The organism is Myxococcota bacterium (genome assembly GCA_035498015.1).
GTDB lineage: Bacteria > Myxococcota_A > UBA9160 > SZUA-336 > SZUA-336 > VGRW01.
Genome location: DATKAO010000021.1, coordinates 1 through 25,009, shown reverse-complemented (window position 1 = coordinate 25,009; position 25,009 = coordinate 1). Strand labels below are relative to the sequence as shown.

Here is a 25,009-nt window from a genome sequence, read left to right as displayed (position 1 = left end):
CTTCGAGACCGTGCAGCTGGAAGACGGGTCACTCCCGCTGCTCGTGCCCATGAGCGAGGTCGCGGGGCGGCTCGCGGTGCAGCTCGGCGCGCACTATCTGCAGGGCGATCAAGGCGGCCGCGGCGTGCTGCTCGGCGGCGTACCCGGCGTGCCCCGCGGGCGCGTCGCGGTGATCGGCGCCGGCATCGTCGGCACCGCCGCGGTGCGCATGGCCGTGGGTCTGGGCGCGGAGGTGTCGGTGCTCGACATCGACCAGCGGCGGCTCTCGCACCTGTACGACATCTACCACGGCGGCATCTCGACCTTGTACTCGAACGTCGTGAATCTCGAGCAGTCGGTGCTCGAGGCCGACATCGTGATCGGCGCGGTGCTGATCGCCGGCGCGCGCGCCCCGATCCTGGTCACGCGCGACCTGGTGTCGCAGATGAAGCACGGCTCGGTGATCGTCGACGTCGCGGTCGACCAGGGCGGCTGCGTGGAGACCATCCGGCCCACGAGTCACTCGAACCCGACGTACGTGGTCGACGGCGTGATCCACTACGGAGTCACGAACATGCCCGGCGCGGTGCCGCGCACGTCGACCTTGGCGCTCAACAACGCCACGTTCCCCTACCTGATGGAGCTGTGCCGGCGCGGCACGGTCGGAGCGCTGATGGCCAACCCCGCGCTGGCGCGCGGCGTGAACTGCTACCGCGGTCACGTGACCCAGAAGGGCGTGGCCGACGCGTTGGGCGTGCCGGTGGCGATCGCACCCTGGCAGAGCGCGCCGGAGCATGGGTAGGGTGCCCATGCGATCACAGGTCTGGAGCGCGCAGGCGAACGTAGTCAGTCCGTGATACGCGTGCGGCGCGCGGCCTCGAGCAGCGCGCGCAGCGTCTGGCCGTCGACCGGGAAGGTCGCGTAGCCGAACTCGAGGCGCAGCGACTCGGCCAGCGCCGGGTTCGGCTCGCGACGGATCGCGTCGCGCGCGCGGCGTGCGAGCGGCCCGAGCAGCGCGGCCACGTCGCCCTCGGGCTCGGGCACCAGGATCAGGAACGTGTCCGGCGCCGTTCGGCCGATCACGTCGAACTCGCGCAGGCCGGCGCGCAGCTCCTGCGCGAGCGACAGCGCGACGCGCTCGCCCTCCCCGGGCTCTGGCGCCGCCAGCAGCTCTGCCAGGCCATCGACCCGGAAGCGCACCACCGCGAGCCCCCGGCCGGCGCGGCTCGAGCGCGCGATCTCCTCCTCGATGCGCTCGCCCACGTGCGTGGCGTTGGGCAGGCCCGTGAGCTCGTCGAAGCGGCGCTGGTGGCGCATGCGCTCGCGCTCGCCGACCTGCTCGAGCGCCTGCTGCACGTGCTCGGCGTAGCGCCCGAGCAGCGCCTGGTCCTGTGCCGAGAACGACTCACTGGTGAGCGCGTCGCGGCTCACCTTGCCCAGGAGTGACAGCGAGCCCACGATCCGCCCGTCGCGGCGCAACGGCCAGGACAGCGCGGAGACCACGTCCGCGCCCTGACCCAGCTCGGGGTCCTTGGTCAGGTCGATCACGCGCACCGGCTTCTGCTGGGAGAGCGCGCGGATCGACAGCGTCTTCTCGAGCTCGAGCAGGCGCGCCTGCGCCTCGGCGTCGGCCGAGCCGAAATACGAGCGGATCTGGAAGCGGCCGGTCGCGGGGTCCTGCAGGCGCAGCACCGCGTGCTCGGCCTCGAAGATCATCGCCGCCGAGGAAGTCACCGAGCGGTGGAGCTGCGCCGAGTCACCCGCCGAGCCGAGCCGGGCCGCGAGCTCGGTGATGGCCGCGGTCTTGGTCGCCTCGCGCTCCATGTGCAGCGTGCGCAGCGTGTCGGCGAGCTCGCTCGCCAGCGCGTCGGCCACCGCCGAGATGCGCTCGTTCAGGAGCTCGGGCGAGCCGCCCGGCAGCATGCCCTCGAACGACAAGAGCCCGAGGGTCTCGCCCTTGGCCACCAGCGGCAGCACCGCGAAGCACGCGCAGCCGCCCGCCACGTTCTGCGACAACACGATCGGCTCCTTCTGGCGCGCGACCCAGCCGTGCAGCCCGTCGGTCGGCTGGATGCGGAAGGGGGCGGCCAGCGGGTCGATCGCGGTCGACGAGCCGCGCAGGACGAGTGACCCGAGCTCGGCGTCGATCAGGAACACGTGCGCGACGCCGCCGGCCAGATCGGCCGCCACGGCGCGGCAGACTTCGGACAGCCGGCGGTGCAGCGGCTCGGCCTGCGCCATGACGTCGCGCACCAGGCCCTGCGCGCGCAGCCGCTCCGAGTCGCGCAAGAGCCGGTGGTATTCCTCTGCGCGCGTGATGATCTTGGCGTCGATCGCGGCCAGACGAGTCACGAACTCGAGGTCTTCGTCCGAGAACGCGCCGCGGCGCAGGCTGTGCGAGAGATTCAGCACGCCCAGCGCGCGGTCGCCGTGAATCAGCGGCGCCGAGATCGCGGACTCCACGTCGCTGCGCTCGCGCGCGATCTCGTAGCGGCGCTGGTCGGCCTTGCCGGAGAGCAGGATCGGGCGCTTCTCGGCGAACGCGCGCCCGGCGATGCCCTCGCCGGGGCGGATGCGGATCTTGGGAATCACTTCCTTCTCGATGCCGAGCGCGACCTCGACGCGCAGCGCGCCTGCCGCGGGGTCCCACAGCATGACCGAGCCGCGGTCGGCGCCGGTCGAGCCCACGGCGATCTGCAGGATGCGGTTCAAGAGACCGCGCCGGTCGACCGTGAGGTTGTACGACTCGAGGATCTCGCCCAGCGCCTGCAACAGGTCCGGCTTGCGCGCGGCGTCGACCGGGCCGAAGGCGTAGAGCAGCTTCGCGATCAGCGGCGTCGTGACTTGGATGCCGCGGTCGGGCGCCTCGGAGAGCACGGGCCGGAGCGCCGGCGGCGCGTCCGCGTCGATCAACGCCACCAGGCCCGGCGTGCGCAGCACGGTCTGCGCATCGGTCGACACGAGTGAGTAGGAGCGCACGGCGTACTTCGGGTCGACCCTGACCAGCCCGCGGCGCGCGGCGTCGGCGTCGTCGGTCAACACCGCGCACAGCTCGACGTCGGGGTTGGCCTCGAGCAGCGGAATCAGTCCGAGCCCCTCGTCCGAGTAGCCGACGATGGCCAGCCGCTTGCGCACGGCGACTCCTAGACTGAGTCGATCGCGACGCGGACCGCGATCTCCACGCGGCGGCCGCTCGCCTCGTCGACGAGGCGCACGGGGATCACGATCTCCGAGCCGCCGCCCTCGACGGGTCCGGCGCTCTCGATCGAGAAGCCCTTCTCGGGCGCCGCGGCGCGCCGGCCCGGGGCGACGCGCGCCGTGAGCGCACCGGTGCCCGTGGGCGGCTCGAGCGGATCGACCGACTCGATCACCCGCGCCTTCGCAGGCGTGTTGCGGGTCTGGGACACTTCGTCGAGCGCCTTGCGCAGCTCGGCCAGCACCAGCTTCGACAGCGTGGTCAGCGTCTGCAGCACGCCCGTGCCGTCACTCGCCACGGCCTCGAAGCACGCGCCCTTCAAGCCCAGCTTGCGGTGCAGCCGCTCGACGGCGTTCTCGTCGACCTGGTCGCGCCGGTTGTACTGCAGGACCAGCGGCACGTCTTCGATCTTGCGCCCTTGGGCGGTCAGATGCTGGCGGAGCTCGGCCGCCGACGCGAGCGTCGCATCGTGTCTCTCGGGCCGGAGGTCCGCCACGAACACGATCCCGTCCACGTCCTTCAGCAGCTCGCGGCGGATCGCCGCGGCCGAGGTCGCGCCCGGCACGGTCGTGATCTGGATCGAGGTCTTGTAGCCGCGCACCGCGCCGAGTGACACGGGCAGCACGTCGTAGGTCGACGTCCCGTCGCGCGCGGTCTGTCGCTTCAGCTCGCCGCGGTGCTCGCGCTTGAGCTTGCGCTGGATGAACTGCAGGTTCGCGCTCTTCCCGGCGCCGGTGGGCCCGAAGTAGACCACTTTGCCGTGGATCTCGTGCGCTTCGCGATCGGCCGTTCCCATCTACTTTCCCTTGCGGGCGAGGATGCGGCGCGCCTGAGTGGAGATCGGCCCCGGCACGTCGCGGCTGCGCATGATCGCGCCCAAGTCTCGATCGGTGAGGAAGTTTAGGAACTTGATGGCCGTGCCCGGCGGACACTTGGGGTTCATGACCAGCCCGAGCTTCACCGGGTAGTTCCGCGTCCACTGGCGGTTGTTGGAGATGATGCGGATGACTTCGTCCGAGAGCTGGCGGGAACGAGCGAAGGTCTCGACCTCGCTGTCGGAGATCTTCGGATTCCGGATCGCGGCCGCGGCGACGAGCTTGTTCCGGTCGCGCACGAGCAGTGAGCGCGCGTCGGTGTTGCCCAGGCGCGCCAGCTTCATCTTCTCCATGATCGACATCTTGCCGACGCGCGCCATGATGTTGCGGCTGCGCTCGTCCTTCTCGTCGTCGTCGAGCTCCTTCTCGCTCTCGTCGATGAGCTCGGCGTCCAGGTCACTCGCGTCGCTGAGGTCGACCGGCGGCGGGGCAGCGGGGTCGGGGTCGGGCGGCGGCGGGACCGGGACCTCTTCCGGCTTGGTGGTCGGCGGCTCGGCCTCCTCGTGCTCCCCGCGTTCCACGCCCAGGAAGTGCAGGATGCGGTCGATCGTGGCCATGCCCGTCAGCGGGTTCTCGCCCAGCGCCTCGACCAGTGACTCGCAGCGCAGGATGCGCACCTGGTTCTGGGCCAGGATCTCGACCACGCGCGGGAGCGACAGGCGGGCGAGGCTGCAGCAAGTCTCGTCGGAGGTGGCGGCGTTGAGCGCGATCTTCTCGATCCGCGGGCCGTTCTCCCGGTAGAGCTCGGCGCAGCAGGCGAGCGCCGCGGGGTGCAGCTTGGCGGTGAGCGCGGCGTCGGCGACGCGGTCGGGCAGGGCTTTCAGCGACGCGGTGGCGCGCGCAGCGACCTCGGCATCGGGGTCGAGCGTGAGGGCGTGCAGCACCGAGACCAGCTGCGGCGGCGGCAGTGGCAGCGCGCCCGACGCGGCCATCTTGCGTGACTCGACTGGGCCCGCCGGGTCCGCGAAGCGGCGCGCGGGCCCCAGACTCGCAAGGACCTCGTTCGGATCAGCGTTCACGCCCTCTCCACGGGGCCGAGAGCGTGGCGCGTGCGGGCGCTACTCCTCGGCGTGTCGGTGCTTGGCGGCCTCGGCGACGATCCGCTCCTGCACGGCGGCCGGCGCTTCCTCGTAGTGCGAAAACTCCATGTCGAAGCTGCCTTGGCCACCGGTCATGCTCGTGAGATCGGATGCGTACGACAGCACTTCGGCCATCGGAACGTGCGCCTTGATGACCTCGGAGTGACCGCGCGCCTCGACGCCCGCCACGCGGCCGCGCCGGCTGTTCAAGTTGCCCATGACATCGCCGACGTGCTGGTCCGGCACCGTCACGCTGAGCGTCATGATCGGCTCGAGCAGCACCGGCTTCGCCGCGGCCACGGCCGCGCGCAGCGCGAGGCTGCCCGCGGTCTTGAACGCCATCTCCGAGCTGTCGACGGTGTGGTACTTGCCGTCGATCACCGCGACCCGGATGTCGGTCAGGTGGTAGCCGGCGATGACTCCGCGGTCGCAGGTCTCGCGCACGCCTTTCTCGACCGCCGGGATGAACTGGCGCGGGATCGAGCCGCCCACGATCTCGTCCAGGAACACCACGCCCGAGCCGCGCTCGCCGGGCTCGATCGTGAGATAGCAGACGCCGAACTGGCCCCGGCCGCCCGATTGCTTCTTGAGCTTGCCCTCCACGTTCTCCGCGCGGCCTTTGATCGTCTCGAGATAGGGCACGCGCGGCGGCTTGAGCTTCACCTTCACGTGAAACACGCGCGCGATCTTGGCGAGTGACACCTCGATGTGCAGCTGGCCCAGGCCGGTCAGCAGGAACTCGTTGGTGCGCTCGTCGCGCTTGAGCGTGAGGCTTCGGTCCTCTTCGACGATGCGGTGCAGCGCGTCGAAGACCTTGTCCTCCTCGCCCTTGTTCTCGGCCTCGACCGCGAACGAGATCACGCCGTGCGGCGGCGGCTCCATCGGGATCTCGAGCGCGTGTTTGTCGTCGCACAGCGTGTCGCCCGTGTGGGTGTCCTTGAGCTTGGGGATCGCCGCGATCTGGCCGGGATACACGGCGCTGACCTCTTCGGTCTGCTCGCCGTGGATGCGCAGCAGCTTGCCGACTCGCTCGTGCGCGCCGGTGCGCGCGTTGCGCACCGTCATGTCCTTGCGCAGCGTGCCCGAGAACACGCGCAGCACCGACAGCATGCCGGCGTAGCGGTCGGCGACCGACTTCCACACCAGCGCCGAGACGTGCGCGGCGGGGTCGGCCGACAGCTCGACCTCGGCGTCGCCGTGCCTGGCCTTGCGGGGCGCGGCGTCGCTGGCGGAGGGGAAGATGCGCTCGGCCGCGATCAGGAGCGCCTCACCGCCGATGTTGCGCGCGCTGGCCGCGCACAGGAGCGGCAGCAGCGTGTCGTCGCGCACGCCCTTGCGCAGGGTGGCGAAGATCTCGGCTTCGGAGAGCTCCTCGCCGCCGAGATACTTCTCGAGCAGTGAGTCGTCGGCCTCGGCCACGGCCTCGATCATGGCCAGACGCGCGGCGGCGATCGCCTCGGCCTGGTCGGCCGGCGGGTCGATCTCGGACACCATGCCGTCGCCGTTGCGCTTGTGCGCGCGGCCGGTGAGCAGGTTCACGTAGCCCTGGAACTGGTCGCCCTTGCCCAGCGGCAGGTGGAGCTTCACCACGCGCACGGCGAGCTCCTGCTCGAGCTGGCGCGCGACCGCGTCGTAGTCCGCGCGCTCCTGGTCGAGCTTGTTGGCCACGGCCGCGAGCCCGAGCCCGTGCTCGCGCGCGTAGCGGTAGGCGCGTTCGCCGCCGATGCGCAGGCCGTCCTGTCCCGACAGCACGATCACCGCGTTGTCGACCGCCGCCAGCGCGCCGCGCAGCTCGCCGCCGAAGTTCGCGTCGCCCGGGACGTCGAGGATCGTGAACTCCGCGTCGCCGTGCGCGAAGGAGCAGACCGAGGTGGAGATGCTCGCCCGCCGGACCTTCTCCTCGGGCAGCCAGTTCATGAACGAGGTGCCGTCGTCGACGCGCCCCAGCCGACTCGTGACTCCTGCAGATAACAACAGGGAGTCCGCCAAGGTCGTCTTTCCGTCTCCGCCGTGTCCAATCAGCGCAAAGTTGATGCTCCGGCGGGCGTCGCTCATGACTCACTCCTCCTTGGGCGGTTCTCGATTTCGCTCGTAAATGAGGCGGAGCCCTTCCAAGGTCAGGAAGGGCTCCACACGTTCGATCGTCTCGGTCTCGCTCGCGATCAGTCCTGCGAGGCCGCCGGTGGCGATCACCCGGGCGTCCTCGCCGAGTTCTTTGCGGATGCGACGCACCATGGTGTCGACCATCCCGGCGTAGCCGAACACCATGCCTGACTGGAGGTTCTGGGCCGTGTTGCGGCCGATCACGTTGGGCGGCCGCACGATCTCGACCGACGAGAGCTTCGAGGCGCGGTTCACCAGCGCCTCGAGCGAGACGAACACGCCCGGGTAGATCGCCCCGCCCACGAACTCACCGTCGCGCGAGACACAGTCGAAGCTCGTGGCGGTGCCGAAGTCGATCGAGATCGAGGGCGCGCCCACCAGCGCGAGCGTCGCCACCGAGTTCACGATCCGGTCGGCGCCGACCTCGCGCGGGTTCTCGACGCGGATCGGCATGCCCGTGCGGATGCCCGGGCCCACCACCAGCGACGGCCGGCCGATCAGCTTCTCGCAGGTGCGCTCGAAGATCGGCAGGAGCGGCGGCACGACGCACGAGATGATCCCGTCGTGCAGGCGGCCGCGCTCGATGCCCGCCAGCTCGAACAGCGAGCGCAGCGTGGCCGCGCACTCGTCCGAGGTGTCCTGGCGGTGAGTGCCGATGCGCCAGTGGTGCAGGAGCTTCTCGCCGGCGAACACGCCGAGCACGACGTGCGTGTTGCCGATGTCGATCGCCAAGAGCACCCGGCTAATTCTCCCGATCCTTGAGGATCGTCACGTCGCCGGCGAGCACGCGCTCGACCGGCGCGCCGTCGGGCGGCCGGACTAGCAACGCTCCCTCTTCGTCCACACCCAGCACCGTTCCGATCACCTCTCGGGCGACCCCCGGTCCGCCGATGCGTACCTTCGCTCCTGGCATTCTGAACGATTTGCGGAAGCGGTCCAAGACCACGCCGAAGCCACCCTGGCGCAGGAGGTCGATCTCGCGCTCGAGCTGCGCGAGCAGCTCCTCGCCGAACCCGACGCGATCGACGGGCTTTCCGCCCGCGATCGAGAGACTCGTGGCGATCTCGCGCAGCTCCTCGGGCAGCTCCTCGCGAGTCAGGTTCACGTTCACGCCCACGCCCAGCACGGCGAACACCACGCGGCCGGCGTCCACATGTACCGGCAAGTTGATGCCGCTGGTCTTGCGGCCGTCGATCAGCACGTCGTTGGGCCACTTGATCTCGACGCGACAGGTGCCGGGCAGGGCGGCGCGCGCGCACTCGGCGACCGCGACCGCGGCCGCGAACACGTGCCGGTGCACGTGCTCGAGCGGCATCTCGGGCCGCAGCAGCACCGAGAGATACAGGCTGCGCCCGCCGGGCGAGAAGAAGCTGCGCCCCAGCCGGCCGCGGCCCGCGGTCTGCGCGTCGGCCAGCACCACCGTGCCGTCGGGCGCGCCCTGGTGGCCGAGCTTCTCGGCGTGCAGGTTGGTCGAGTCGAGCTCGGCGAACACGTCGAGCCGCTGGCCGAGCCAGCGCGTGCCGGGCGTCAGCTCGAAGAGCGAGCGGTCCATTCCAGCGCGACGTCGGCCGCGGGCGCGGAGTGCGTGAGCGCGCCGACCGAGATCTCGTCCACGCCGGTGCGCGCGATCGCGGCCACGGTCTCGAGAGTGACTCCGCCGCTGGCCTCGACCAGCGCGCGGCCCTTGGCGACGGCGACGATCGCGCAGATCACGTCGTTGGGCTGGTTGTCGACCAGGAGCGCGTCGGCGCCGGCGTCGAGCGCCTCGCGCGCCTGGGCGAGTGACTCGACCTCGCAGCGCACGCGCAGGTGGCGCGAGCCGCGCTCGCGCGCGCGCGCCACGGCGCGCCCGACCGAGCCCACGGCGGCGATGTGGTTGTCCTTGATCAGGATGCCGTCGTAGAGCGCCGTGCGGTGGTTGCGCCCGCCGCCGCAGCGCACCGCGTACTTCTCGAGCGTGCGCCAGCCGGGCGTGGTCTTGCGCGTGTCGACGATCTCGGCGTGCGTGCCCCGCACGGCCAGACAGAAGCGTCGGGTGTGAGTCGCCACGCCCGAGAGCCGCTGCACGAAGTTCAGCGCCGTGCGCTCGGCCTCGAGGATGCCGATGCTCGGCCCCGCGACCCGCAAGAGCGGCGCGCCCGGGCCCGCGGCATCGCCGTCGCGCGCCACCGCTTCGACCGCGACCGCGCGCCGCTCGAACACCTCGCGCGCGACCTCGAGCCCGCAGACCACGAGCTCGGCGCGCGCCTCGAGCACCGCGGCGCCGGTGTCATCGGGCGAGAGCAGGGCGAGTGACGTCGCATCGCCCGGCCCGAGGTCCTCGGCCAGCGCGGCCTCGACCAGCGGCAGCCAGGTCGCGCGGGGCGGGAGAGTGAGCATGGGTAGGGTGCCCATGCGAGCATCGGGCGGCATCACGCAGAGGATAGCCTCGCGGGCTTACTCCGACATCTCGGCCTTGAGGCGCGCGATCTCCTCGCGGATCAGCCGTTCGCAGAGCTGCGGCACGACTTCCCACACGACGGCTTCCACGCGCTTCAGCACCTCGCCGACCACCTGCTCGGACAGCGCGCCGAAGGCTTCCCAGGCCACCTTCTCGACGCTCTGCGAGAGCACCGTGGAGTCGACCACCGCGCTGCCGCGCAGGGCGGGCGGCGCGCGGCGGGGCGTCGGCGGCAGCGTGTCTGCCTCGGCGGCGGGCGGCGCGGGACGCGTCGGCGCGGGCGGAGTGAGTCGCGTGGGCACCGGTGTCTCGGGCTCGTCGGGCAGCACGAGCCGGGTCGCGGCCTCGGCCGACGGCCGCGCGGGCTTGTCCGGCACCATGCGCGCGAAGCTCGGCATCTCGAGCGCGGCCGCGGTATCGGCCGAGAACGGCTGCGGGTCGGCGTACGGAACCGGGGTCTCCGGCTCGTCGTCGAGCGCGGTGTCGGCTTCTGCCAGATCGAGCTCTTCCTGCGACTCCGCCTCGAAGCTCGGCGCGGGGCGCGGCTGCGGGGTCGGGAGCAGGTCGGGCAGTGGCGGCAGCGTCGCGGAGGCGCCCCCGCGCGCGGCCGGGTCGAGGAACATGGTCTGGCTGTAGAGCGGATCTGCGAGCGCCTCGACTTCGACCGGCGGCTCCGGCACCGGCTGCGCGAACTCGGGCTCGAACTCGTGCGAGGCGTCGGAGGCCTCACCGAAGATCTGTGACTGGTGCGACTGCGGGTTGGTCGGCTCCTCGAAGTCGAGGTCGTCGAACGAGAAGTCACCCTTGCGCGCGGGCCCGCGCGGGGGCTCGGGCACGTCGGGCAAGTGAGTCGCACGCCCCAGCAGGTCGGGCGCGAACAGGCGCGTGGCGTCCTGGGGCGGGGCAGGCGGAGCCATCGGGGCGGGCTCGGGCTCGATCGGCTCGATGTGACTCGCCTGGACCGAAGGCTCGTCGGACAGCACGTCGGCCTCGGGCTCGGCTTCCCAGATCGGCTCCTGGTCCATGGCAGGCGCCGGCCGCGGCATGGGCGGCGGCGTCGGGGGCGCGGCCTTCGGCTGCGCCGGCGGCATGGACGGCGCCGGCTTCATCGGCGGGTCCGGCAGCTCGAACTCGAAGGGCGTCGATTCGCGCTTGGGCGGCGGCACGTTCGGGCGCACGGGCGCTGCGGCCGGAGCCGCGGGCGCGGGCCTTTGCGCCGCCGGAGCGGGCGCGGGCTTCGGCGCGGCGGGAGGCGCGTGCGGCACCGGCGGCAGCTCGGGCCGCGCGCGCGGCGCGGCAGGCGGCGCCGCCGGGCGCGGCGGGAGTGACTGCGCGGGTGACTGGGCGGGAGCGGCGGCCGGCCTGGGCGGCGCCGCGACGGGCTTGGGCTGCGCGGCGGACGCGGTCTTGGCCTGCGCGAGCAGCTGGAACACGCGGTCGACCAGCGCCTGCGCCTCGAACGGCTTGGCGATGTGACCGCTGGCGCCGACCTCGCGCGCGCGGTTCTCGTCGTAGGTCTCGAACGTGCCGGTGAGCAAGAGCACGGGCACTTGCGCCAGGTTCGGGTCGCGGCGGATCGCCGCGCACAGCTCGTAGCCGTTCAGCCCCGGCATGCCGATGTCGGCCAGCACGAGGTCGGGCTTCACCTGGCGCGCGCGCGTGAGCGCATCGTCGCCATTGTCCACGGTGACCAGCTCCACGTCCTCGTTCGCGAACGTGATGCCGACGACCTTCTGGATCGTCACGCTGTCGTCAGCGAGAAGCAGGGTCTTCGGCATCAGCGCAAAACCTCCGCGCGCCTGCCGCCGCTAGCGGCCGCACCTGCCGCTCTATCGGAACGCAACCGAGGTCGATTGAGCCGAGTCACCCCGCGCGAAACCATACCAAATCAAGCCGGCACCGAGCGCGCCCGATCTTCGTCGTGAGTTCTTCACGGGGGGCGGGGCTTGGGCATGGAGTGGATCGTCGCCAGCCGCACCGATGCGGGGCGGAAGCGCCAGGCGAACGAGGACTGCTACGCCACCGACGAAAAGCGCGGGCTGTTCGTGGTCGCGGACGGACTCGGCGGACACGTCGCGGGGCGCCGGGCCTCCGAGCTGGGCGTCGGCATGTTCATGGAGACGGTCGCCGCCGAGCAGGACGACGCCCCGGTGGCCGTGCTGCGCGCCGCGTTCGCGCGCGCGAACGACGAGATCCGCAAGCACGCCGATCGAGACCCGCAGCTGCGCGGCATGGGGACTACGCTGGCGGCGCTCTGGCTGCGGGGCGATGAGGCGCTATTGGCGCACGCCGGCGACAGCCGGCTCTACCTGTTCCGCACGGGCGCGCTGCACGCGCTGACGCTCGATCATTCTCTGGTGGGCGAGCGCGTGGCGCGCGGGGAGCTCACCACCGAGCAGGCGCGCATCCACCCGAGCCGTCACGTGATCACGCGCGCCGTGGGCGTGCTCGAATCGGTCGATCCCGACGTCGCCTCGCTGCGCCCGCACCTCGGCGATGTGTTCGTGCTGTGCTCGGACGGGATCTCTGCCCAGCTCACGGACGACGAGATCCGCGACTGCCTGCTCGAATGCCAGGGCGACCTGGCGCGGGCCAGCCGCGAGCTCGTCGACCTGGCCAACGCGCGGGGCGGCGAAGACAACGCCACCGTGGTGCTGGTCGGGATCCGCTAGGCCTATTCCTCGCAGCCGCAGTCGGGGTCCGCGTCCTCGTCGTCGTCTTCGGAATCGCTCTTGGCGCTCAGGTTCACGCGCGAGAGCATGCCCTCGGCAATCGCATCGGGATCGGGCTTGTAGGCGCCGAGTGCAATGCGACGCTTGAGCTCTGCCAGGCGCTCCTGGCGCGCGTCACCGCCCGCCACGTCCGCCAGATACTCGACGGAGTACGCTTCGGTCATGTCCGCGAGCTCCTGCTCGCGATCGCGTTCGCGCTTGCCCTTGCCGCCGGCCATCGCCGCTCCCTCATGGGCCCGGGTGGGCCCCCTTCCTGCATCGGTGCCGGGCGCGCCTTCTTGAGTCCAGCGCGCCGGGCGCGCCAGCCTGACGCGAGTTGGCAGTGAAGTTGCGCGCGAGTCGCGGGTCGAGGATCACAGCGAGCGAGGGCCGCCCTGAGCGAGCCCGACTCAGACGGCGTTCGTGAGCCCCAGCGCGCGGATCTTCTCGACCAGGGTCGTGCGCTTGAGGCCGAGCAGCAGGGCGGCCTTGCTCTTGTTCCAGCCGGTCGCGTCGAGCGCCTGCTGGATCAGCTCGCGCTCGTAGGCGGTCACGAGCGCCTCGAAGTCGACGCCGCTGGCGGGCAGTGACACCACCGGACGGGCGATGCCACGGCTGGTCACGTGCGCGGGCAAGTCACTCTCGTCGATCCAGCCGGTGCGCTTCAGCACCGCGAGGCGCGAGATCAGGTTCTCGAGCTCGCGCACGTTGCCCGGCCAGTCGTATTCGACCAGGCGTTTCAGCGCGGAGTCGGATACGCCGCGCAGCTCCGGATAGGTGCGGCGCTCGATCTCGAAGAAGTGGCGCACGAGCAGCGGGATGTCCTCGCGGCGCGCGCGCAGCGAAGGCATCTCGATCGGCACGACGCTGAGCCGGAAGTACAGGTCCTCGCGGAAGCGCCGTTCGCGGATCAGCTGGGGCAGGTCCTGATTCGTGGCCGCGACGATGCGCACGTCGGCGCGGATCGTGCGCGAGGAGCCGACCGGCTCGTACTCGCGCTGCTGCACCACGCGCAGGAGCTTGGTCTGGAGGTTGGGGCTCATGTCGCCGATCTCATCCAGGAAGATCGTGCCGCCCGCCGCCTCGCCGAAGCGGCCCTTGCGATCGCGCACCGCGCCCGTGAACGCGCCCTTCTCGTGCCCGAACAGCTCGGCCTCGAGTAACTCGCCCGGGATCGCGCCGCAGTTCACGTTGATCAGCGGTCCGGACGCGCGCGGGCTGTTGTAGTGGATGGCGCGCGCGACCAGCTCCTTGCCCACGCCGCTCTCGCCCAGCACGAGCGTGGTGACCTCGGAGTCGGCCACCTTGCGCACCACGTCGATGATCGCCCGCAGGGCCTCGCTCTCGCCGACGATGTTCTCGAAGCCGTAGCGCGTCTCGAGCTGGCGCTGCAGCTGGCGGTTGGCGCCGTGCAGGCGCCGGAACTCCAGCGCCTTCTCGACCAGCGGCCCCAGGCAGGCGATGCGCTCGTAGCTCTTCTCGATGAACCAGAACGCGCCGGCAGCCAGCGCCTCGATCGAGTGCTCGGGCGTGCCGAAGCCCGTGACCACGATGCACACCGCGTCGGGCGCGAGCGCGCGCACGCGGCGCACGAACGAGATGCCGTCCATGCCGGGCATCTTCAGGTCAGTCAGCACCAGGTCGAAGCTGCGCTGCTCGACTCGTTCGAGCGCCGCGGCCGGATCGCCTTCCGCGACCACCGCGTAACTCTCGCCTTCGAGATACCGCACGAGCGCCGCACGGAACAGCGCGTCGTCGTCCACGACCAGCACAGAGCCGCGATTCACGGACCCGCGATTCATCCCCACCCCTGGTGCGTCTCAGTGTAGGCGAGGGCTGCGCGTCACTCAAGCGTGCGCGCGCGCGGTCCGATCTCGTCGCGGATGCCCCCCCACTCGCCGAGCGACACGCGCGCCAGCTCCGTCCCGCGCGTGCTCGTGGCAGACGACGAGCCCGCGATCGTCCGCGGCCTGCGCCGGCAGCTCGAGCGCGGCGGCTACGCCGTGCTCGAGGCGGGCGACGTGGCGCTGGTGCGCGCGCAGCTCGCGCACGAGCCCGAGGTGGTGCTGCTCGACCTGCGGCTCGGAATCACTTCCGGACTCGAGCTCTTAGGCGAGCTGCGCGAGCGCCGGCCGGACACCGAGATCATCGTGATGACCGGCTACGCCAGCATCGACTCCGCGGTCGCGTGCATGCGCGCGGGCGCCTTCGACTATCTCGAGAAGCCGTTCGCGGACCCGCGGCGCGTGCTGCAGACACTCGAGCGCGCGCTCGAGCGGCGGCACCTGCGCGTGCGCAACCGCGAGCTCGAGGGCGAGCTCGGCCGCCGCTCCGCGCTCGAGCGCGTGGTCGCGCACTCGGCCTCGATGCGGCGCGTGCTGCAGACCGTGCGCGACCTGGCCTCGAACGAGAGCAACGTGCTGATCGAGGCCGAGAGCGGCACCGGCAAGGAGCTGCTGGCACGCGCCATCCACGAGACCTCGCCGCGCAGCCAGGGCCCGTTCGTGCCGGTCGACTGCGGGGCGCTGCCCGAGGGCATGATCGAGGGCGAGCTGTTCGGCTACCTGCGGGGCGCCTTCACCGGCGCCGTGCGCGACTCGGAGGGCCTGTTCCGCGCGGCGCACGGCGGCACGCTGTTCCTCGACGAGGTGGGCGAGCTGCCGCTGGCGCTGCAATCCAAGCTCTTGCGCGCGATCCAGGAGCGCGAGGTGCGGCCGCTGGGCGCGACGGAGGCGCAGGCGGTCGACGTGCGGCTGGTCGCCGCGACCAACCGCGACCTCGCGGCCGAGGTGCGGGCCGCGCGCTTCCGCGCCGACCTCTTCTACCGGCTGCGCGTGGTGTCACTGGTGCTCCCGCCGCTGCGCGAGCGGCCCGAGGACGTGCCGGTGCTCGCGAGTCACTTCGTGGAGCGCGCGGCACGGGGCACGCGCGTGGTCGGGCTCGAGCCCGAGGCGCTCGAGCGGCTGATCTCGCACCGCTGGGAAGGCAACGTGCGCGAGCTCGAGAACGTGATCGAGGCCGCGGTCGCGCTCGCCCAGGGCCCGCGCATCACGGCCGCGGACCTGCGGCTCTCGAGCTTCGACGCGCCGCGCGCGAGCAAGCCCGACGACATTGCCCTGTCACTCGAGTCGTACGAGCGCGCGTGTCTCGAAGAGGCGCTGCGGCGCTGCGAGGGCGACGTGCGCGCCGCGGCGCGGCTGCTCGGCATCGGCCGCAGCACGTTCTACCGCAAGCTCGAACGGCGCGGCGGCAGCGCCTAGACGGAGTCCGGTCGCCTCGGGCGGCCGGCGATCACGATCACGTCGGCGAGACCCGGGAAGCGCGCGGCGACCGCGTCGGCGGCGCGCAGCAGGAGGTTCGCCCACGACTCGGGCAGCCGCGCGAGCAGGCGCGCCCAGCGGCGCACGCCCCAGAAGAGCGACGTGCCCGAGATGCTCTCGATCTTGACGAAGCGTCCGACCTGACTGCGGAGCAGCGCGGAGTCGTAGCGCGTGAAGTGATCCGAGGGCACGTGATAGGTGCGTCGGCCTGGCTTCGCCGCGCGCCTGCGCAGGCGCTCCGCGCTGCGCTGCAGCCGACAGCCGAGTGACTCGAAGTTCGCCACCGCGAGCACGACCCGGCCGTCGGCTCGGGTGACGCGCGCGAGCTCGGCGATGCAGCGCTCGGGGTCGTCGAAGTGGTCGAGCGCGCCCTTGCAGAAGGCGGCGTCGAAGGCGCCCGAGCGGAAGGGCAGCGATTCCGACCAGGCCCGCGCCCAGGCGACTCGGCCCGGCGCCGTGGGCGGCTCCTTCGCGGCGACGAGCTTCGCGAGCTCGAGCATGCGGTGCGAGGGCTCGGCGCACACCGCCGAGGCGCCGGTGCGCGCGAGCGCACGGCTGTCCTGGCCCAGGCCCGCAGCCGAGTCGAGCACGCGGCCGCCGGGGCGCAGGCCGGTCGCGGCCAGGGTCAGCGCCTCCATGCGGCGGAACAGGAACTCGGAGTCGCGCGTGGTTCCGGTCGGAATCACGTGCGTCATGTCGCGGTCGAGATCCACGGCCCTCACGGCGCGCCTCGCCAGTCATGGAGCACCTGCTGGTAGGCGCGCAAGGTGCGCTCGGCCGTGGGCCGCCAGCCGAAGATGGCCTCGAGCCGCGGGCGCGCGGCGAGCGCCTCGGCGTGCGCGGCGTCCCAGCGCTCGAGTGTCTCGGCGATCGCCTTGGCCAGGCCCGGCGGATCGCGTGGCGGGACCAGGCGGCCCGCACCCGCGTCGGCGATCAGCTCGGGCAGGGCGCCCGCGGAGCTGGCGACGACCGGCGTGCCCGCGGCCAGTGCCTCGATCGCCGGCAGGCCGAAGCCCTCGAACAGCGAGGGCAGCACCACCGCGCTCGCCGTCCGGTAGGCCGCGTCGAGCTCCGCGGCACTCACTTTGCCCGAGAAGCGCACGCGCGACTCGAGCCCCAGCTCGCGCAGCGTGCGCGCGAGCGGCGTGTCGCGCGGGAAGTCATCGAGCACGCGAAGGCCCACGTCGTGCGGCAGGAGCGCGAGCGCGTGCAGCAGGAACTCGAGGCCCTTGTTCGGGTCGCCGCAACGCCCCACGAACAAGAGCTCGTGGCGCTCGGGCCGCGGCCGGCGCGCGCCGGGCGCGGCCAGCTCCACGCCGTTGCGCACGTCGTGGATGCGCTTCGGGCGCACGCCGAAGTCGGCGGCGATCGCGCGCTTGGAGGCTTCGCTGGAGGTCAGCACCGCGGCGAGCCGGCGCGCGGTGCGCGCCTGGGAGCGCACGGGATAGAAGGTGAGTGAGCCCTTCCGCTCGGCGAAGGTCCGGTCGCGTGCAAGGCTCGAGCGCAGGTCGATCGACAGCGGGTGGTGGATCGTGGTCACGACCGGCAGCCCCAGAGCCTGCAGGTAGAGCAGGCCGTAGCTCACCGACTGCACGTCGTGCACCAGGTCGTAGCGCGCGCCCGCGCGCAGCTCGCGCGCCAGCGCGCTCGCGGCGCGCACGCTGAAGGCGAAGGGCTCGGGCAGGAAGCCGAAGCGAGTCACCGCGAACTCGAAGAAGTCGAGCGGGCGGAAGATCGACCATGGGCGCGCGCGGTCCAGGAACGCGCCGGGGCGCTTGTCGAAGCGCTTGCCCCAGAACATCTGGTTCGGGAGCCGCGTGACTCGCGCCCAGGGCAGCGGGTCCGGGTAGGGTGGCCCGACGAACACGTCGATCTGGCAGCCCAGCGCCGCGAGCTCGCGCGTCAGCGCCGCGAGATACACGCCCTGGCCGCCGCTCTTCATGTTCCCGCGGTAGCAGAGGAACGCGATCCTCATGGCAGGGCCCCGGTCGCCACGCGTGTGCCATAGAGCACGAGACTCTTGGGCCACACCCAGTCGAACAGGCGCTCGATGCGCGACCAGGTGCGCGAGAACGCGGCGCGCACCAGGAACGCGCGGAAGGCGCGCGTGGGGCCCGCGCGCTCGTCGTCGAGCCCGACCAGCGCCCGCACGCCCCAATAGGGGGAGTGGAAGGCGTGTGCGAAGCCGACCCCGTCGACCCGCAGGCCCGCGCGCGACAGCGCCCCGGCCAGGTCGCGCGGGCGGAACACACGGATGTGACCGCCCGGGCTCTCGAAGTAACGGCGCGTGGCGCCGAGATAGAGCCACTCGGTGATCGCGGTGGGAATCGTGACTCCGACCGTGCCCCCGGGCCGCAGCACGCGCGCCAGCTCGCGCGCGGCCGCGCCGTAGTCGTGCACGTGCTCCATGACCTCGGAGCAGATCACGCGATCGAAGGCGCCGTCGGGGAAGGGCAGGCGGAACACGTCGCCGCGCAGCACGCCGCCGTGCAGCTTCTCGGTCGCGCGGCCGCGGCGCTCGTGGATGCCGGCGCGCGCGATCAGAAGAGAGGGAACGTCGAGGTCGAGCCCGACCACGTTCACGCCGCGGTCGAGCGCGCCGAAGCAATGGCGGCCCGCGCCGCAGCCGGCGTCGAGCAGCCAGTCACCGGGCTCGAGACCGAGCCTATCGAGGTCGACGGTGAGCACGGACGACCTCGGCCAGCACGTCGGCCGTGCGCGCCGCGGCCTCGCGCCACGAGAACACGCGCTCGACGCGCCGGCGCGCCGCGCGGCCCATCTCGGCCACGCGCTCGTGCGGCAGGTGACACAGCTCGCTGATGGCCGACGCCAGGGCGTCGATGTCGCGGAACGGCACGATGCGCCCGGTGTCTCCGCTGGTGCCGACCACCTCGGGCAGCGCGCCGCCCGAAGTGGCGATCACGGGCAGCCCGCAGGCCATGGCCTCCGAGGCCGGGAAGCCGAAGCCCTCGAAGAACGACGGCACGACGGCGATGCGCGCCGTGGAGTACTGCTCGACCAGCTCCGCCACGGTGAGCAGCCGCTCGACCAGGGTGACTCGCTTCTCCAGCCCGAGCTCGCGCAGCTTCACGCGCACCAGCCCGTCGCGCGGGATGCGCCCGTCGACGATCTTCAGAGTCACGTGCTCGGGCGTGCGCGCCAGCGCGTCGAGCAGAAAGGGCAGGCCCTTCTTCCGGTCCTCGGTGCGGCCCACGAAGATCAGGTCGGTCTCCTTGGGCCGGTCCAGCGGGCGGAAGGTCTCGAAGTCGGTGCCGTTGTAGACCACCGACACGTCCTTCCCGGGCACGCGGAAGTAGCGCTCGATCTCGCGCGCCGACGCGTTCGACACCGTGAGCACGCGCGCCAGCCGCGGCACCACGAACTCCTGCATGAACAGCGGGAAATACAGCGTGCGCTTCCACTTGCGGCGGAAGCGCGGATCGATCTCGAAGTCGGCGAGCCGGTCGATGTGCAGCGGGTGGTGGACCATCGCCGCGACCGGCGTACCCAGCGCCTGCAGCGCGAGCAGCCCCCAGGAGAGTGACTGGTTGTCGAGCACCACGTCGAAGCGGTGCTTGCGCTGCAGCTCGCCCCAGCGCACCAGCAGCCGCAGGCCGAACGCGGTCATCTCCGGGAATACACCGAAACGTGTCAGCCCGAGCTCCCACAGGTTGCCGGGCCAGAGCGCGCGGAACGGCGCGGCCTTGGGCAGCGCCTGCGCCATGGGCAGCGCGAAGAACATCTCGTTGGGAATCACGTGCAGCGGAATGCCCGGCGCGAGCTCCGGCAGCGGCGGGCCCGAGATCACGTGCACCTCGTGCCCCAGCGCGTGCAGCCCCTGGGCCAGCGCGGCCGCGTACACGCCCTGGCCGCCGCAGAACATGTTTCCGCGATACGTGAGAAGGGCGATCCGCATACGCCGCTTAGCGCACGCCCCGCGGGTTCTCTTTGGGAGCTTCCTGGGTGGCCCCGCCCGCGCCGCCCGTGCCCGAGAGCGGCTCGCCCTCGGCCTCGACCTGCACGGTGGCGATCGTCCAGCCGATCCAGGTCACGAGCCCGAGCACGAACAGCACGGCGGCCGAGACCGGGATCGCGAGCGCCCAATAGCTGCCCGAGAGCACGCCGCCCACGAACAGCGCCGCCGCCGCGATCGCGCCCAGACAGACGAGCCCACCGAGAATGCGCGAGCGCTCGTCCGCCGGGTTGCTCATGGTCGGCGCAGCTTACCAAAGTGCGCCCCGCGATGTGACAGCCGGCACGAGGACGTGACAGCGCGGTCAAGCACTTCGAACGCCCGGCCGATCAGCTGTTCGATGGCCTCCGCTCCGCCCGCCAAGCGCCGACAGCTCAAGCCGCCGCTGCGCATCGAGTGCGCGCGCGGGCAGGGGCGGCCGAGTCACTTCCTGGGCTACGGCGCGAACCTGTCCGAGACGGGCGTGTTCATCCAGTCGCTCGCGCTGCGCGAGCCGGGCACGCGGCTGCGGCTGGTGATGCACATGTCCGTGGTCGGCGGCGAGTCGATCGCGACCGACGCCGAGGTGCGCTGGGTGCGCCGCTACGGCGGGAAGCGCGCGCCGTCGCCCGGCATGGGCCTGCGCTTCCTCGGCCTCGCGCCCGCGCACAAGACCTTCCTGCAGACGCTGTGCAACGCGCCGGCGGTGCGCACGTCGGCCGAGATCACGCCCCCGATCCGCACCGATCGCCGCGCGCCTCCCGGTTGAAGCGGCCGCGCGCGGGCGGCATAACACCGAGGGGGGAAACCGTGCTCTGGATCGGCCTCATGTCGGGCACCTCGGCGGACGCGATCGATGCGGCACTGGTGCGCGTGGGCGGCCCCGGCGAGGTGGAGCTCCTGGCGCTGCACAGCGAGCCGCTCGACGACGCGCTGCGCGCGCGCGTGCACGGGCTGGTGTCCGGGGCGGTCACTCTGCGCGAGCTCGTGAAGCTCGACGTCGACCTGGGCGGGCGCTTCGCCGACGCGGCGCTCGGGGCTGCGCGCGCGGCCGGAGTGCCGCTCGAGCGCGTGCGCGGGATCGCGTCGCACGGCCAGACGGTGGGTCACTATCCCGAGCCCGACGTGCGGGGCACGCTGCAGATCGGCTCGGCCGCGGTGATCCACGCGCGCACCGGCCGCCCGGTGGTCTCGGACTTCCGGCGCGCCGACATCGCGGCGGGCGGGCAGGGCGCGCCACTCACTCCGTTCTTCCACTTCCACCGCTTCGCCGACCTGCGCGAGACGCGCGCGGTGCTGAACATCGGCGGCTTCACCAACGTGACCTACCTGCCCGACCGCGACCCCGGGCACGTGATCGCGTTCGACCCCGGACCGGGCAACGCGCTGCTCGACCGCGCAGCGCGTTGGGCGAGCGGCGGCAGCGAGCGGCTCGACCGCGACGGCGCGCGCGCCGCGCGCGGGCGGGTGATGCCGGAGCTGGTCGGTGAGTGGCTGCGCGAGCCCTATTTCGGGCGGCGGCCGCCCAAGAGCACGGGCCACGAGCTGTTCGGCGAGGCCTTCTTCGCGCACGCGCGCGACGCGGTGCTGGCGCGCGGCGGCAGCCCCGACGACGTGTTCGCGAGCCTCTTGTCACTCACGGTGGAGAGCGTGGCGCGCGCCGCGGAGCAGTTCTTCCCCAAGCCGCCGCAGCGCTGGATCCTGTGCGGCGGCGGCGCGCGCAATCCCACGCTGGTGGCGGCGCTGCGCGCGCGCGTCGCGCCGGCGGCGGTCGACCGCACCGACGATCATGGCGTTCCCGGCGATGCGCTCGAGGCCATGGCCTTCGCGGTGCTGGGTCACTGCGCGAGCCTGGGCATCGCGTCGAACCTGCCCGCGGCCACGGGCGCGGCGCAGGCCGTGTGTCTGGGCGTGCTGAACCCGCCCGACGCCTTCCGCGGCTAGAGCGACAGCACGAGGCCGTCGTGCGCGGTGTCGAAGGCCAGCCGGCCCGCGTTCTCGAGCACCGAGTTGCCCAGGTGCGTGAGTCGGAGCGAGCCGCAGCGGAAGCGTGCGCGCTCGCGCAAGAGCTGGCGGTGCGACAGGTGGAACGCGAAGTCCTCGTCGTAGAACACGCACTCGCAGATGAACAGGTCGACGTCGCCCACCTTCTCCGGCAGTGACTCGTGCCAGCCCGTGTCGCCCGAGAACACGAGCGACCGCGTGCTCGTGTCGACCCGCAGCATGTGCGGGCAGGTGTACTCCTGGTGCAGCGCCGGCATGGGCGTGACCCGGAAGCCGGCCACGTCGATCGGCTTGTCGATGGTGAACTCTTCGTAGCGGATCGGGTAGCGGTTCTTCTGCTCGGCGTCGTAGTGATAGGCCCGGGTCAGGTTCGCGAGCTTCTCGCGCACGCCCGGCGGTCCGAGGATCTCGAGCGGCCGGTCGCGTGGGTTCGCGTAGATGTAGTCGAGCAGGAGGAACGGGACGCCCGCGATGTGGTCGCCGTGGAAGTGCGAGAGCGCGATGGCGTCGATCTCGAGCGGGTTGATCCCCATCTCTTTCAGGCCGCCCAGCGTCGTGGGCCCGCAGTCGAGCAGCAGCGTGCGCCGCGCGTCGCGCACCAGGATCGCGCTGTTGCGGCGGCCGCCGCTGCCGAACGCGTCTCCGGTGCCGACGAACACGACCTCAGGCATCGCGCCAGACTCCGCCGTCGAACGCCACGGCGCGCACGAGTGACTCGCCCGCGCGCAGCTCCGCGCCGGGCAGCGCGACCGCCGCTTCGAGCCGGGCTCCGGCGCGGACCACCGCACCCGCGCTCAGCACGGCCTGCGGTCCCACCTGCGCCCCCGCCTCGACGTGCGCGCGCTCGCCGATCCATGCCGGGCCGGTGACTCGCCCCTCCACGCGGGCGCTCGCCGCCGCGCGGACCGACTCGGACCCGACTTCGTGCCGCAGCGCGGCGAGATTCGCGTCGAGCAGCTCGCGCGGCGTGCCCACCGGCCACCAGGCGTCGGACTCGGCCTGGAGCCACGTGCCGATCGCGGCGCCGTCGCGCAGCGCGGGCAGGTACACGTCGGGAATGATCTCGAATGCTTCGCGCGCCGGCATGCGCGCGAAGATGGCTGGCGACATCACCTGCACCCCGATGAACAGACCGCTTGCCTTCTCGCTCCCGAGATCGATCCGGTCCGTGATACGCGACACATGCCCCTGCCGATCGTAGCCGATCGAGCCGAATTCTCGCTTGCGAGAGTCGGCGCGCAAGGCGAGCGTGGCCAGCGCGCCGCTCTTCCGGTGCTGCGCGCACAGCGCTCGGAAGTCGAGCTCCAGGCACATGTCGCCATTCACGACCAGGAACGACTCGTGCTCGCCCAGAAGACTCCGGGCGCCGAGTATCCCGCCGCCGCTGCCGCGCGGGCTCGGCTCGGAGACCCAGTCGATCGGCAGGGGTGACTCGGCGAGCGCGGCGCGCAGAGACTCGGGGTGGGCGTGGGTGTTGACGATCGCGCGCTCGATGCCGGCCCCGGCGAGGACCCGCGCCAGCCGCAGGATCACCGGCACGTCGAGCACGGGCAGCGCCGGCTTCGCGCAGGCGCGCGCGAGCGGCGCCATGCGCGTCCCGAGGCCGGCCGCGAGGATCATCGCCTTCAAACCACGGCCTCGCGCAGGATCTCCGCGAGCCGCCGCTGCGCCGGCGGGAGCGCGGGCAGCGCGCCCTGCACCGAGGCCGCCGCGCGCGCGATGTACGGCTGGTACCGGAGATCACCCTTTCGTTCCACGAGCACGCGGTAGCGCCCGTAGTCCTTGCACTTTCGCTGGACCACCAGGAGGGCGAAGGCCGCGGGGTCGCCGCGCCGGGAGCGCGCCCGCCAGTAGCGGGTCACGAGCTCGGCGCGCTCGGCGGAGCCCAGCTCCACGTACGAATCGTGCACGAGCGCCGACAGGTCGAGCTCGGGCGGGGCGCACAGCGCGTCCTGGTAGTCGAGCACCCGCAGGCGGCCGCGTGAGTCGATCATCAGGTTCTGGCTCTGGTAGTCGCGCAGCGAGAGCACGCGCGGCAGGGCGGCGACGGCGCGCGCGAGCGCGTCGAGCTCGGGCGCGAGCGGCGCGCGCCAGCGCTCGGCCAGGCCGTGCTCGGCGAACGTGCGCAGCTCGAAGCGCACCCACTCGGCGTCGAACACACGGCGGAAGGGCAGCGCGTCGTCTTTCGGAAGCGCGTGCACGCGCGCCAGTAAGTCGATCGCCTCGCGCAGGCGCTGCATGCGCTGCGCGGGCTCGAGGTCGAGCAGGTGCGTGTCTCCCAGGTCCTCGAGCAGCACCCAGCGCTCGGCGCGATCCACCGCATAGATCTCGGGCACGGGCGCACCGTGGCGCGCGAGGAACTCGGTCACTTCGAGAAACGCGATGCTCCCGGCTTCGGCGCGCAGCGCGGGCGGCAGGATGGCCGGGTCCTCGGGCAGCGCGTGCATGAGCACCGCGCTCGAGCCGTCGGCGAGCCGCGCGCGGTAGTAACGGCGTTGCCCCGCGCCGCCCGGGAGCGCGGCGAGCGACTGCACGGCGCGACCGCGTGCGGCCTCGATCCATGCGCGTGCGCGCTCCATGGCACTCTCCCCCCGAAGGCACCGAGAATGGCGACCACCCCGCGGGGCGGCAAGCGCGAGGCGAGTTCTCTAAGGTCGCGCGCCGATATGTGTCGCGTGCGCGCGCTCGTGCTACTCGCGGGACTCCTGTTGCTCGCCCGGCCGGTCGGGGCGGACGAGGCGAGCCTGTCGCAGTCTCTCGACGCGTTTCTGCGCACGCCGGCGCTGCGCGGCGCCCGTGTCGGCGTGGTGGTGGAAGACCTGGCGACCGGCGAGCGCCTGGCAGCGCACCTGCCCGACGCCGACCTCGTGCCCGCGTCGAACCAGAAGCTCCTGATCTCCGCCGCGGCGCTCGAGCGCTGGGGTCCCGCGCACCGCTTCGAGACGCCCGTGCTGGTCGAGGGCGAGCTCGCCGACGGCGTGCTCGACGGCACGCTGTGGATCGTGGGGCAGGGCGACCCGAGCCTCGTGTCCGAGACGCTGTGGAAGCTCGCGGAAGAGGTCCGGCTCGCGGGCATCCGCGAGATCAAGGGCGGGATCGGCGTCGACGCCTCGCGCTTCGACGCGCTGCGTTTCCACCCGGACTGGGAGCCCGTGTCTTCGCGCGCCTACTACGCGCCCGTGGCGGCGCTCTCCGCGAACTACTCGAGCTTCCGGGTCGACGTGGTGCCGGGCGAGAAGGTCGGCGCGCCGGTGCAGCTGCGGCTCGCGCCCTCGCTGCCGTACTTTCGCGGCGCCGCCGACGCAGTCACTCTGAGCGGCGGCGGGCAGCTCGTGCTCGACGTCGACGTG

At 72.2% G+C, this 25,009-nt stretch carries 24 protein-coding genes; 6 read left to right on the top strand and 18 right to left on the bottom strand.

Annotation, left to right across the window (positions count from 1 at the left end; genetic code table 11):
- Positions 1-781 (top strand): alanine dehydrogenase (locus VMR86_01805; GenBank protein HTO05765.1); only part of this gene is annotated, 781 nt, incomplete at its 5' end.
- 44 nt (positions 782-825) lie between these two features.
- Here VMR86_01805 and VMR86_01800 read toward each other — a convergent pair.
- The 8 genes from VMR86_01800 to VMR86_01765 are packed head-to-tail and all read right to left on the bottom strand — an operon-like array spanning position 826 to position 11,450.
- On the bottom strand, positions 826-3,114 hold the full coding sequence (locus VMR86_01800; GenBank protein ID HTO05764.1) for a GAF domain-containing protein: 2,289 nt from the start codon (positions 3,112-3,114) through the stop codon (positions 826-828).
- 8 nt (positions 3,115-3,122) lie between these two features.
- A complete protein-coding gene (locus VMR86_01795) occupies positions 3,123-3,971 on the bottom strand; it encodes a GTPase domain-containing protein (GenBank protein ID HTO05763.1) in 849 nt (282 codons plus the stop codon).
- Positions 3,972-5,069 carry a hypothetical protein gene (locus VMR86_01790; protein ID HTO05762.1) on the bottom strand — a complete coding sequence of 366 codons (1,098 nt, stop codon included), beginning with the start codon at positions 5,067-5,069 and terminating at the stop codon, positions 3,972-3,974.
- Positions 5,070-5,108: 39 nt separating this feature from the next.
- Positions 5,109-7,184 carry an elongation factor G gene (locus VMR86_01785; protein HTO05761.1) on the bottom strand — a complete coding sequence of 692 codons (2,076 nt, stop codon included), beginning with the start codon at positions 7,182-7,184 and terminating at the stop codon, positions 5,109-5,111.
- Between the two features lie 3 nt (positions 7,185-7,187).
- Entirely contained in the window at positions 7,188-7,970 is a 783-nt protein-coding gene (locus tag VMR86_01780) for a type III pantothenate kinase (protein ID HTO05760.1), read from the bottom strand.
- 4 nt (positions 7,971-7,974) lie between these two features.
- Positions 7,975-8,784 (bottom strand): biotin--[acetyl-CoA-carboxylase] ligase, encoded by an 810-nt coding sequence (locus VMR86_01775; GenBank protein ID HTO05759.1) that lies wholly within the window; start codon positions 8,782-8,784, stop codon positions 7,975-7,977.
- Complete coding sequence (nadC, locus tag VMR86_01770; GenBank protein ID HTO05758.1) at positions 8,760-9,626, bottom strand: carboxylating nicotinate-nucleotide diphosphorylase; 867 nt, start codon at positions 9,624-9,626, stop codon at positions 8,760-8,762. Before nadC ends, VMR86_01775 begins: the two co-directional genes overlap by 25 nt.
- 42 nt (positions 9,627-9,668) lie before the next feature.
- Positions 9,669-11,450 (bottom strand): response regulator, encoded by a 1,782-nt coding sequence (locus VMR86_01765; GenBank protein HTO05757.1) that lies wholly within the window; start codon positions 11,448-11,450, stop codon positions 9,669-9,671.
- A 174-nt stretch (positions 11,451-11,624) separates the two neighbouring features.
- Between VMR86_01765 and VMR86_01760 the strand changes: the two genes are divergently transcribed.
- Positions 11,625-12,344 (top strand): Stp1/IreP family PP2C-type Ser/Thr phosphatase, encoded by a 720-nt coding sequence (locus tag VMR86_01760; GenBank protein HTO05756.1) that lies wholly within the window; start codon positions 11,625-11,627, stop codon positions 12,342-12,344.
- A gap of 2 nt (positions 12,345-12,346) precedes the next feature.
- Here VMR86_01760 and VMR86_01755 read toward each other — a convergent pair whose 3' ends face one another.
- Positions 12,347-12,622, bottom strand: a complete 276-nt coding sequence (locus tag VMR86_01755; protein HTO05755.1) for a flagellar biosynthesis anti-sigma factor FlgM — start codon at positions 12,620-12,622, stop codon at positions 12,347-12,349.
- A gap of 171 nt (positions 12,623-12,793) precedes the next feature.
- The gene (locus tag VMR86_01750) at positions 12,794-14,170 is read right to left on the bottom strand and encodes a sigma-54 dependent transcriptional regulator (GenBank protein HTO05754.1); all 1,377 of its coding nucleotides are present in this window, start codon (positions 14,168-14,170) and stop codon (positions 12,794-12,796) included.
- Positions 14,171-14,266: 96 nt separating this feature from the next.
- Here VMR86_01750 and VMR86_01745 point away from each other — a divergent pair, with 96 nt between their 5' ends.
- Positions 14,267-15,643, top strand: coding sequence for a sigma-54 dependent transcriptional regulator (locus VMR86_01745; protein ID HTO05753.1), 1,377 nt, complete (start codon positions 14,267-14,269; stop codon positions 15,641-15,643).
- On the opposite strand, the gene VMR86_01740 is transcribed toward VMR86_01745, so the two are convergent.
- Genes VMR86_01740 through VMR86_01720 form a run of 5 tightly spaced genes read right to left on the bottom strand, consistent with a single transcriptional unit; the run spans position 15,640 to position 19,914 of the window.
- Positions 15,640-16,425, bottom strand: coding sequence for a class I SAM-dependent methyltransferase (locus VMR86_01740; GenBank protein ID HTO05752.1), 786 nt, complete (start codon positions 16,423-16,425; stop codon positions 15,640-15,642). The genes VMR86_01745 and VMR86_01740 overlap by 4 nt on opposite strands.
- On the bottom strand, positions 16,422-17,678 hold the full coding sequence (locus VMR86_01735) for a glycosyltransferase family 4 protein (GenBank protein HTO05751.1): 1,257 nt from the start codon (positions 17,676-17,678) through the stop codon (positions 16,422-16,424). Before VMR86_01735 ends, VMR86_01740 begins: the two co-directional genes overlap by 4 nt.
- Positions 17,675-18,391, bottom strand: coding sequence for a methyltransferase domain-containing protein (locus VMR86_01730; protein HTO05750.1), 717 nt, complete (start codon positions 18,389-18,391; stop codon positions 17,675-17,677). Before VMR86_01730 ends, VMR86_01735 begins: the two co-directional genes overlap by 4 nt.
- On the bottom strand, positions 18,369-19,619 hold the full coding sequence (locus VMR86_01725; GenBank protein HTO05749.1) for a glycosyltransferase family 4 protein: 1,251 nt from the start codon (positions 19,617-19,619) through the stop codon (positions 18,369-18,371). Before VMR86_01725 ends, VMR86_01730 begins: the two co-directional genes overlap by 23 nt.
- A 7-nt stretch (positions 19,620-19,626) precedes the next feature.
- A complete protein-coding gene (locus VMR86_01720; protein ID HTO05748.1) occupies positions 19,627-19,914 on the bottom strand; it encodes a hypothetical protein in 288 nt (95 codons plus the stop codon).
- Positions 19,915-20,016: 102 nt separating this feature from the next.
- Here VMR86_01720 and VMR86_01715 point away from each other — a divergent pair, with 102 nt between their 5' ends.
- Entirely contained in the window at positions 20,017-20,424 is a 408-nt protein-coding gene (locus VMR86_01715) for a PilZ domain-containing protein (protein ID HTO05747.1), read from the top strand.
- Positions 20,425-20,465: 41 nt separating this feature from the next.
- Entirely contained in the window at positions 20,466-21,599 is a 1,134-nt protein-coding gene (locus VMR86_01710) for an anhydro-N-acetylmuramic acid kinase (protein ID HTO05746.1), read from the top strand.
- Here VMR86_01710 and VMR86_01705 read toward each other — a convergent pair.
- The 3 genes from VMR86_01705 to VMR86_01695 are packed head-to-tail and all read right to left on the bottom strand — an operon-like array spanning position 21,596 to position 24,238.
- Positions 21,596-22,330 (bottom strand): MBL fold metallo-hydrolase, encoded by a 735-nt coding sequence (locus VMR86_01705; GenBank protein HTO05745.1) that lies wholly within the window; start codon positions 22,328-22,330, stop codon positions 21,596-21,598. The two genes, VMR86_01710 and VMR86_01705, sit on opposite strands and share 4 nt — an antisense overlap.
- The gene (locus VMR86_01700; GenBank protein ID HTO05744.1) at positions 22,323-23,279 is read right to left on the bottom strand and encodes an NDP-sugar synthase; all 957 of its coding nucleotides are present in this window, start codon (positions 23,277-23,279) and stop codon (positions 22,323-22,325) included. The genes VMR86_01705 and VMR86_01700 overlap by 8 nt, the downstream gene beginning before the upstream one ends.
- A 5-nt stretch (positions 23,280-23,284) precedes the next feature.
- Positions 23,285-24,238 carry a phosphotransferase gene (locus tag VMR86_01695; GenBank protein HTO05743.1) on the bottom strand — a complete coding sequence of 318 codons (954 nt, stop codon included), beginning with the start codon at positions 24,236-24,238 and terminating at the stop codon, positions 23,285-23,287.
- A gap of 96 nt (positions 24,239-24,334) precedes the next feature.
- On the opposite strand from VMR86_01695, the gene VMR86_01690 reads away from it, so the two are divergent.
- Positions 24,335-25,009 (top strand): D-alanyl-D-alanine carboxypeptidase (locus tag VMR86_01690; GenBank protein ID HTO05742.1); only part of this gene is annotated, 675 nt, incomplete at its 3' end.

What these genes read in the sequence shown, in the direction of transcription:
- VMR86_01795 (HTO05763.1), bottom strand. Translation starts at nt 3,971, where the DNA reads ATGGGAACGGCCGATCGCGAAGCGCACGAGATCCACGGCAAAGTGGTC.
- VMR86_01785 (HTO05761.1), bottom strand. Translation starts at nt 7,184, where the DNA reads ATGAGCGACGCCCGCCGGAGCATCAACTTTGCGCTGATTGGACACGGC.
- VMR86_01775 (HTO05759.1), bottom strand. Translation starts at nt 8,784, where the DNA reads ATGGACCGCTCGCTCTTCGAGCTGACGCCCGGCACGCGCTGGCTCGGC.
- nadC (HTO05758.1), bottom strand. Translation starts at nt 9,626, where the DNA reads ATGGGCACCCTACCCATGCTCACTCTCCCGCCCCGCGCGACCTGGCTG.
- VMR86_01765 (HTO05757.1), bottom strand. Translation starts at nt 11,450, where the DNA reads ATGCCGAAGACCCTGCTTCTCGCTGACGACAGCGTGACGATCCAGAAG.
- VMR86_01760 (HTO05756.1), top strand. Translation starts at nt 11,625, where the DNA reads ATGGAGTGGATCGTCGCCAGCCGCACCGATGCGGGGCGGAAGCGCCAG.
- VMR86_01755 (HTO05755.1), bottom strand. Translation starts at nt 12,622, where the DNA reads ATGGCCGGCGGCAAGGGCAAGCGCGAACGCGATCGCGAGCAGGAGCTC.
- VMR86_01745 (HTO05753.1), top strand. Translation starts at nt 14,267, where the DNA reads ATGCCCCCCCACTCGCCGAGCGACACGCGCGCCAGCTCCGTCCCGCGC.
- VMR86_01735 (HTO05751.1), bottom strand. Translation starts at nt 17,678, where the DNA reads ATGAGGATCGCGTTCCTCTGCTACCGCGGGAACATGAAGAGCGGCGGC.
- VMR86_01725 (HTO05749.1), bottom strand. Translation starts at nt 19,619, where the DNA reads ATGCGGATCGCCCTTCTCACGTATCGCGGAAACATGTTCTGCGGCGGC.
- VMR86_01720 (HTO05748.1), bottom strand. Translation starts at nt 19,914, where the DNA reads ATGAGCAACCCGGCGGACGAGCGCTCGCGCATTCTCGGTGGGCTCGTC.
- VMR86_01715 (HTO05747.1), top strand. Translation starts at nt 20,017, where the DNA reads ATGGCCTCCGCTCCGCCCGCCAAGCGCCGACAGCTCAAGCCGCCGCTG.
- VMR86_01705 (HTO05745.1), bottom strand. Translation starts at nt 22,330, where the DNA reads ATGCCTGAGGTCGTGTTCGTCGGCACCGGAGACGCGTTCGGCAGCGGC.
- VMR86_01700 (HTO05744.1), bottom strand. Translation starts at nt 23,279, where the DNA reads ATGATCCTCGCGGCCGGCCTCGGGACGCGCATGGCGCCGCTCGCGCGC.
- VMR86_01695 (HTO05743.1), bottom strand. Translation starts at nt 24,238, where the DNA reads ATGGAGCGCGCACGCGCATGGATCGAGGCCGCACGCGGTCGCGCCGTG.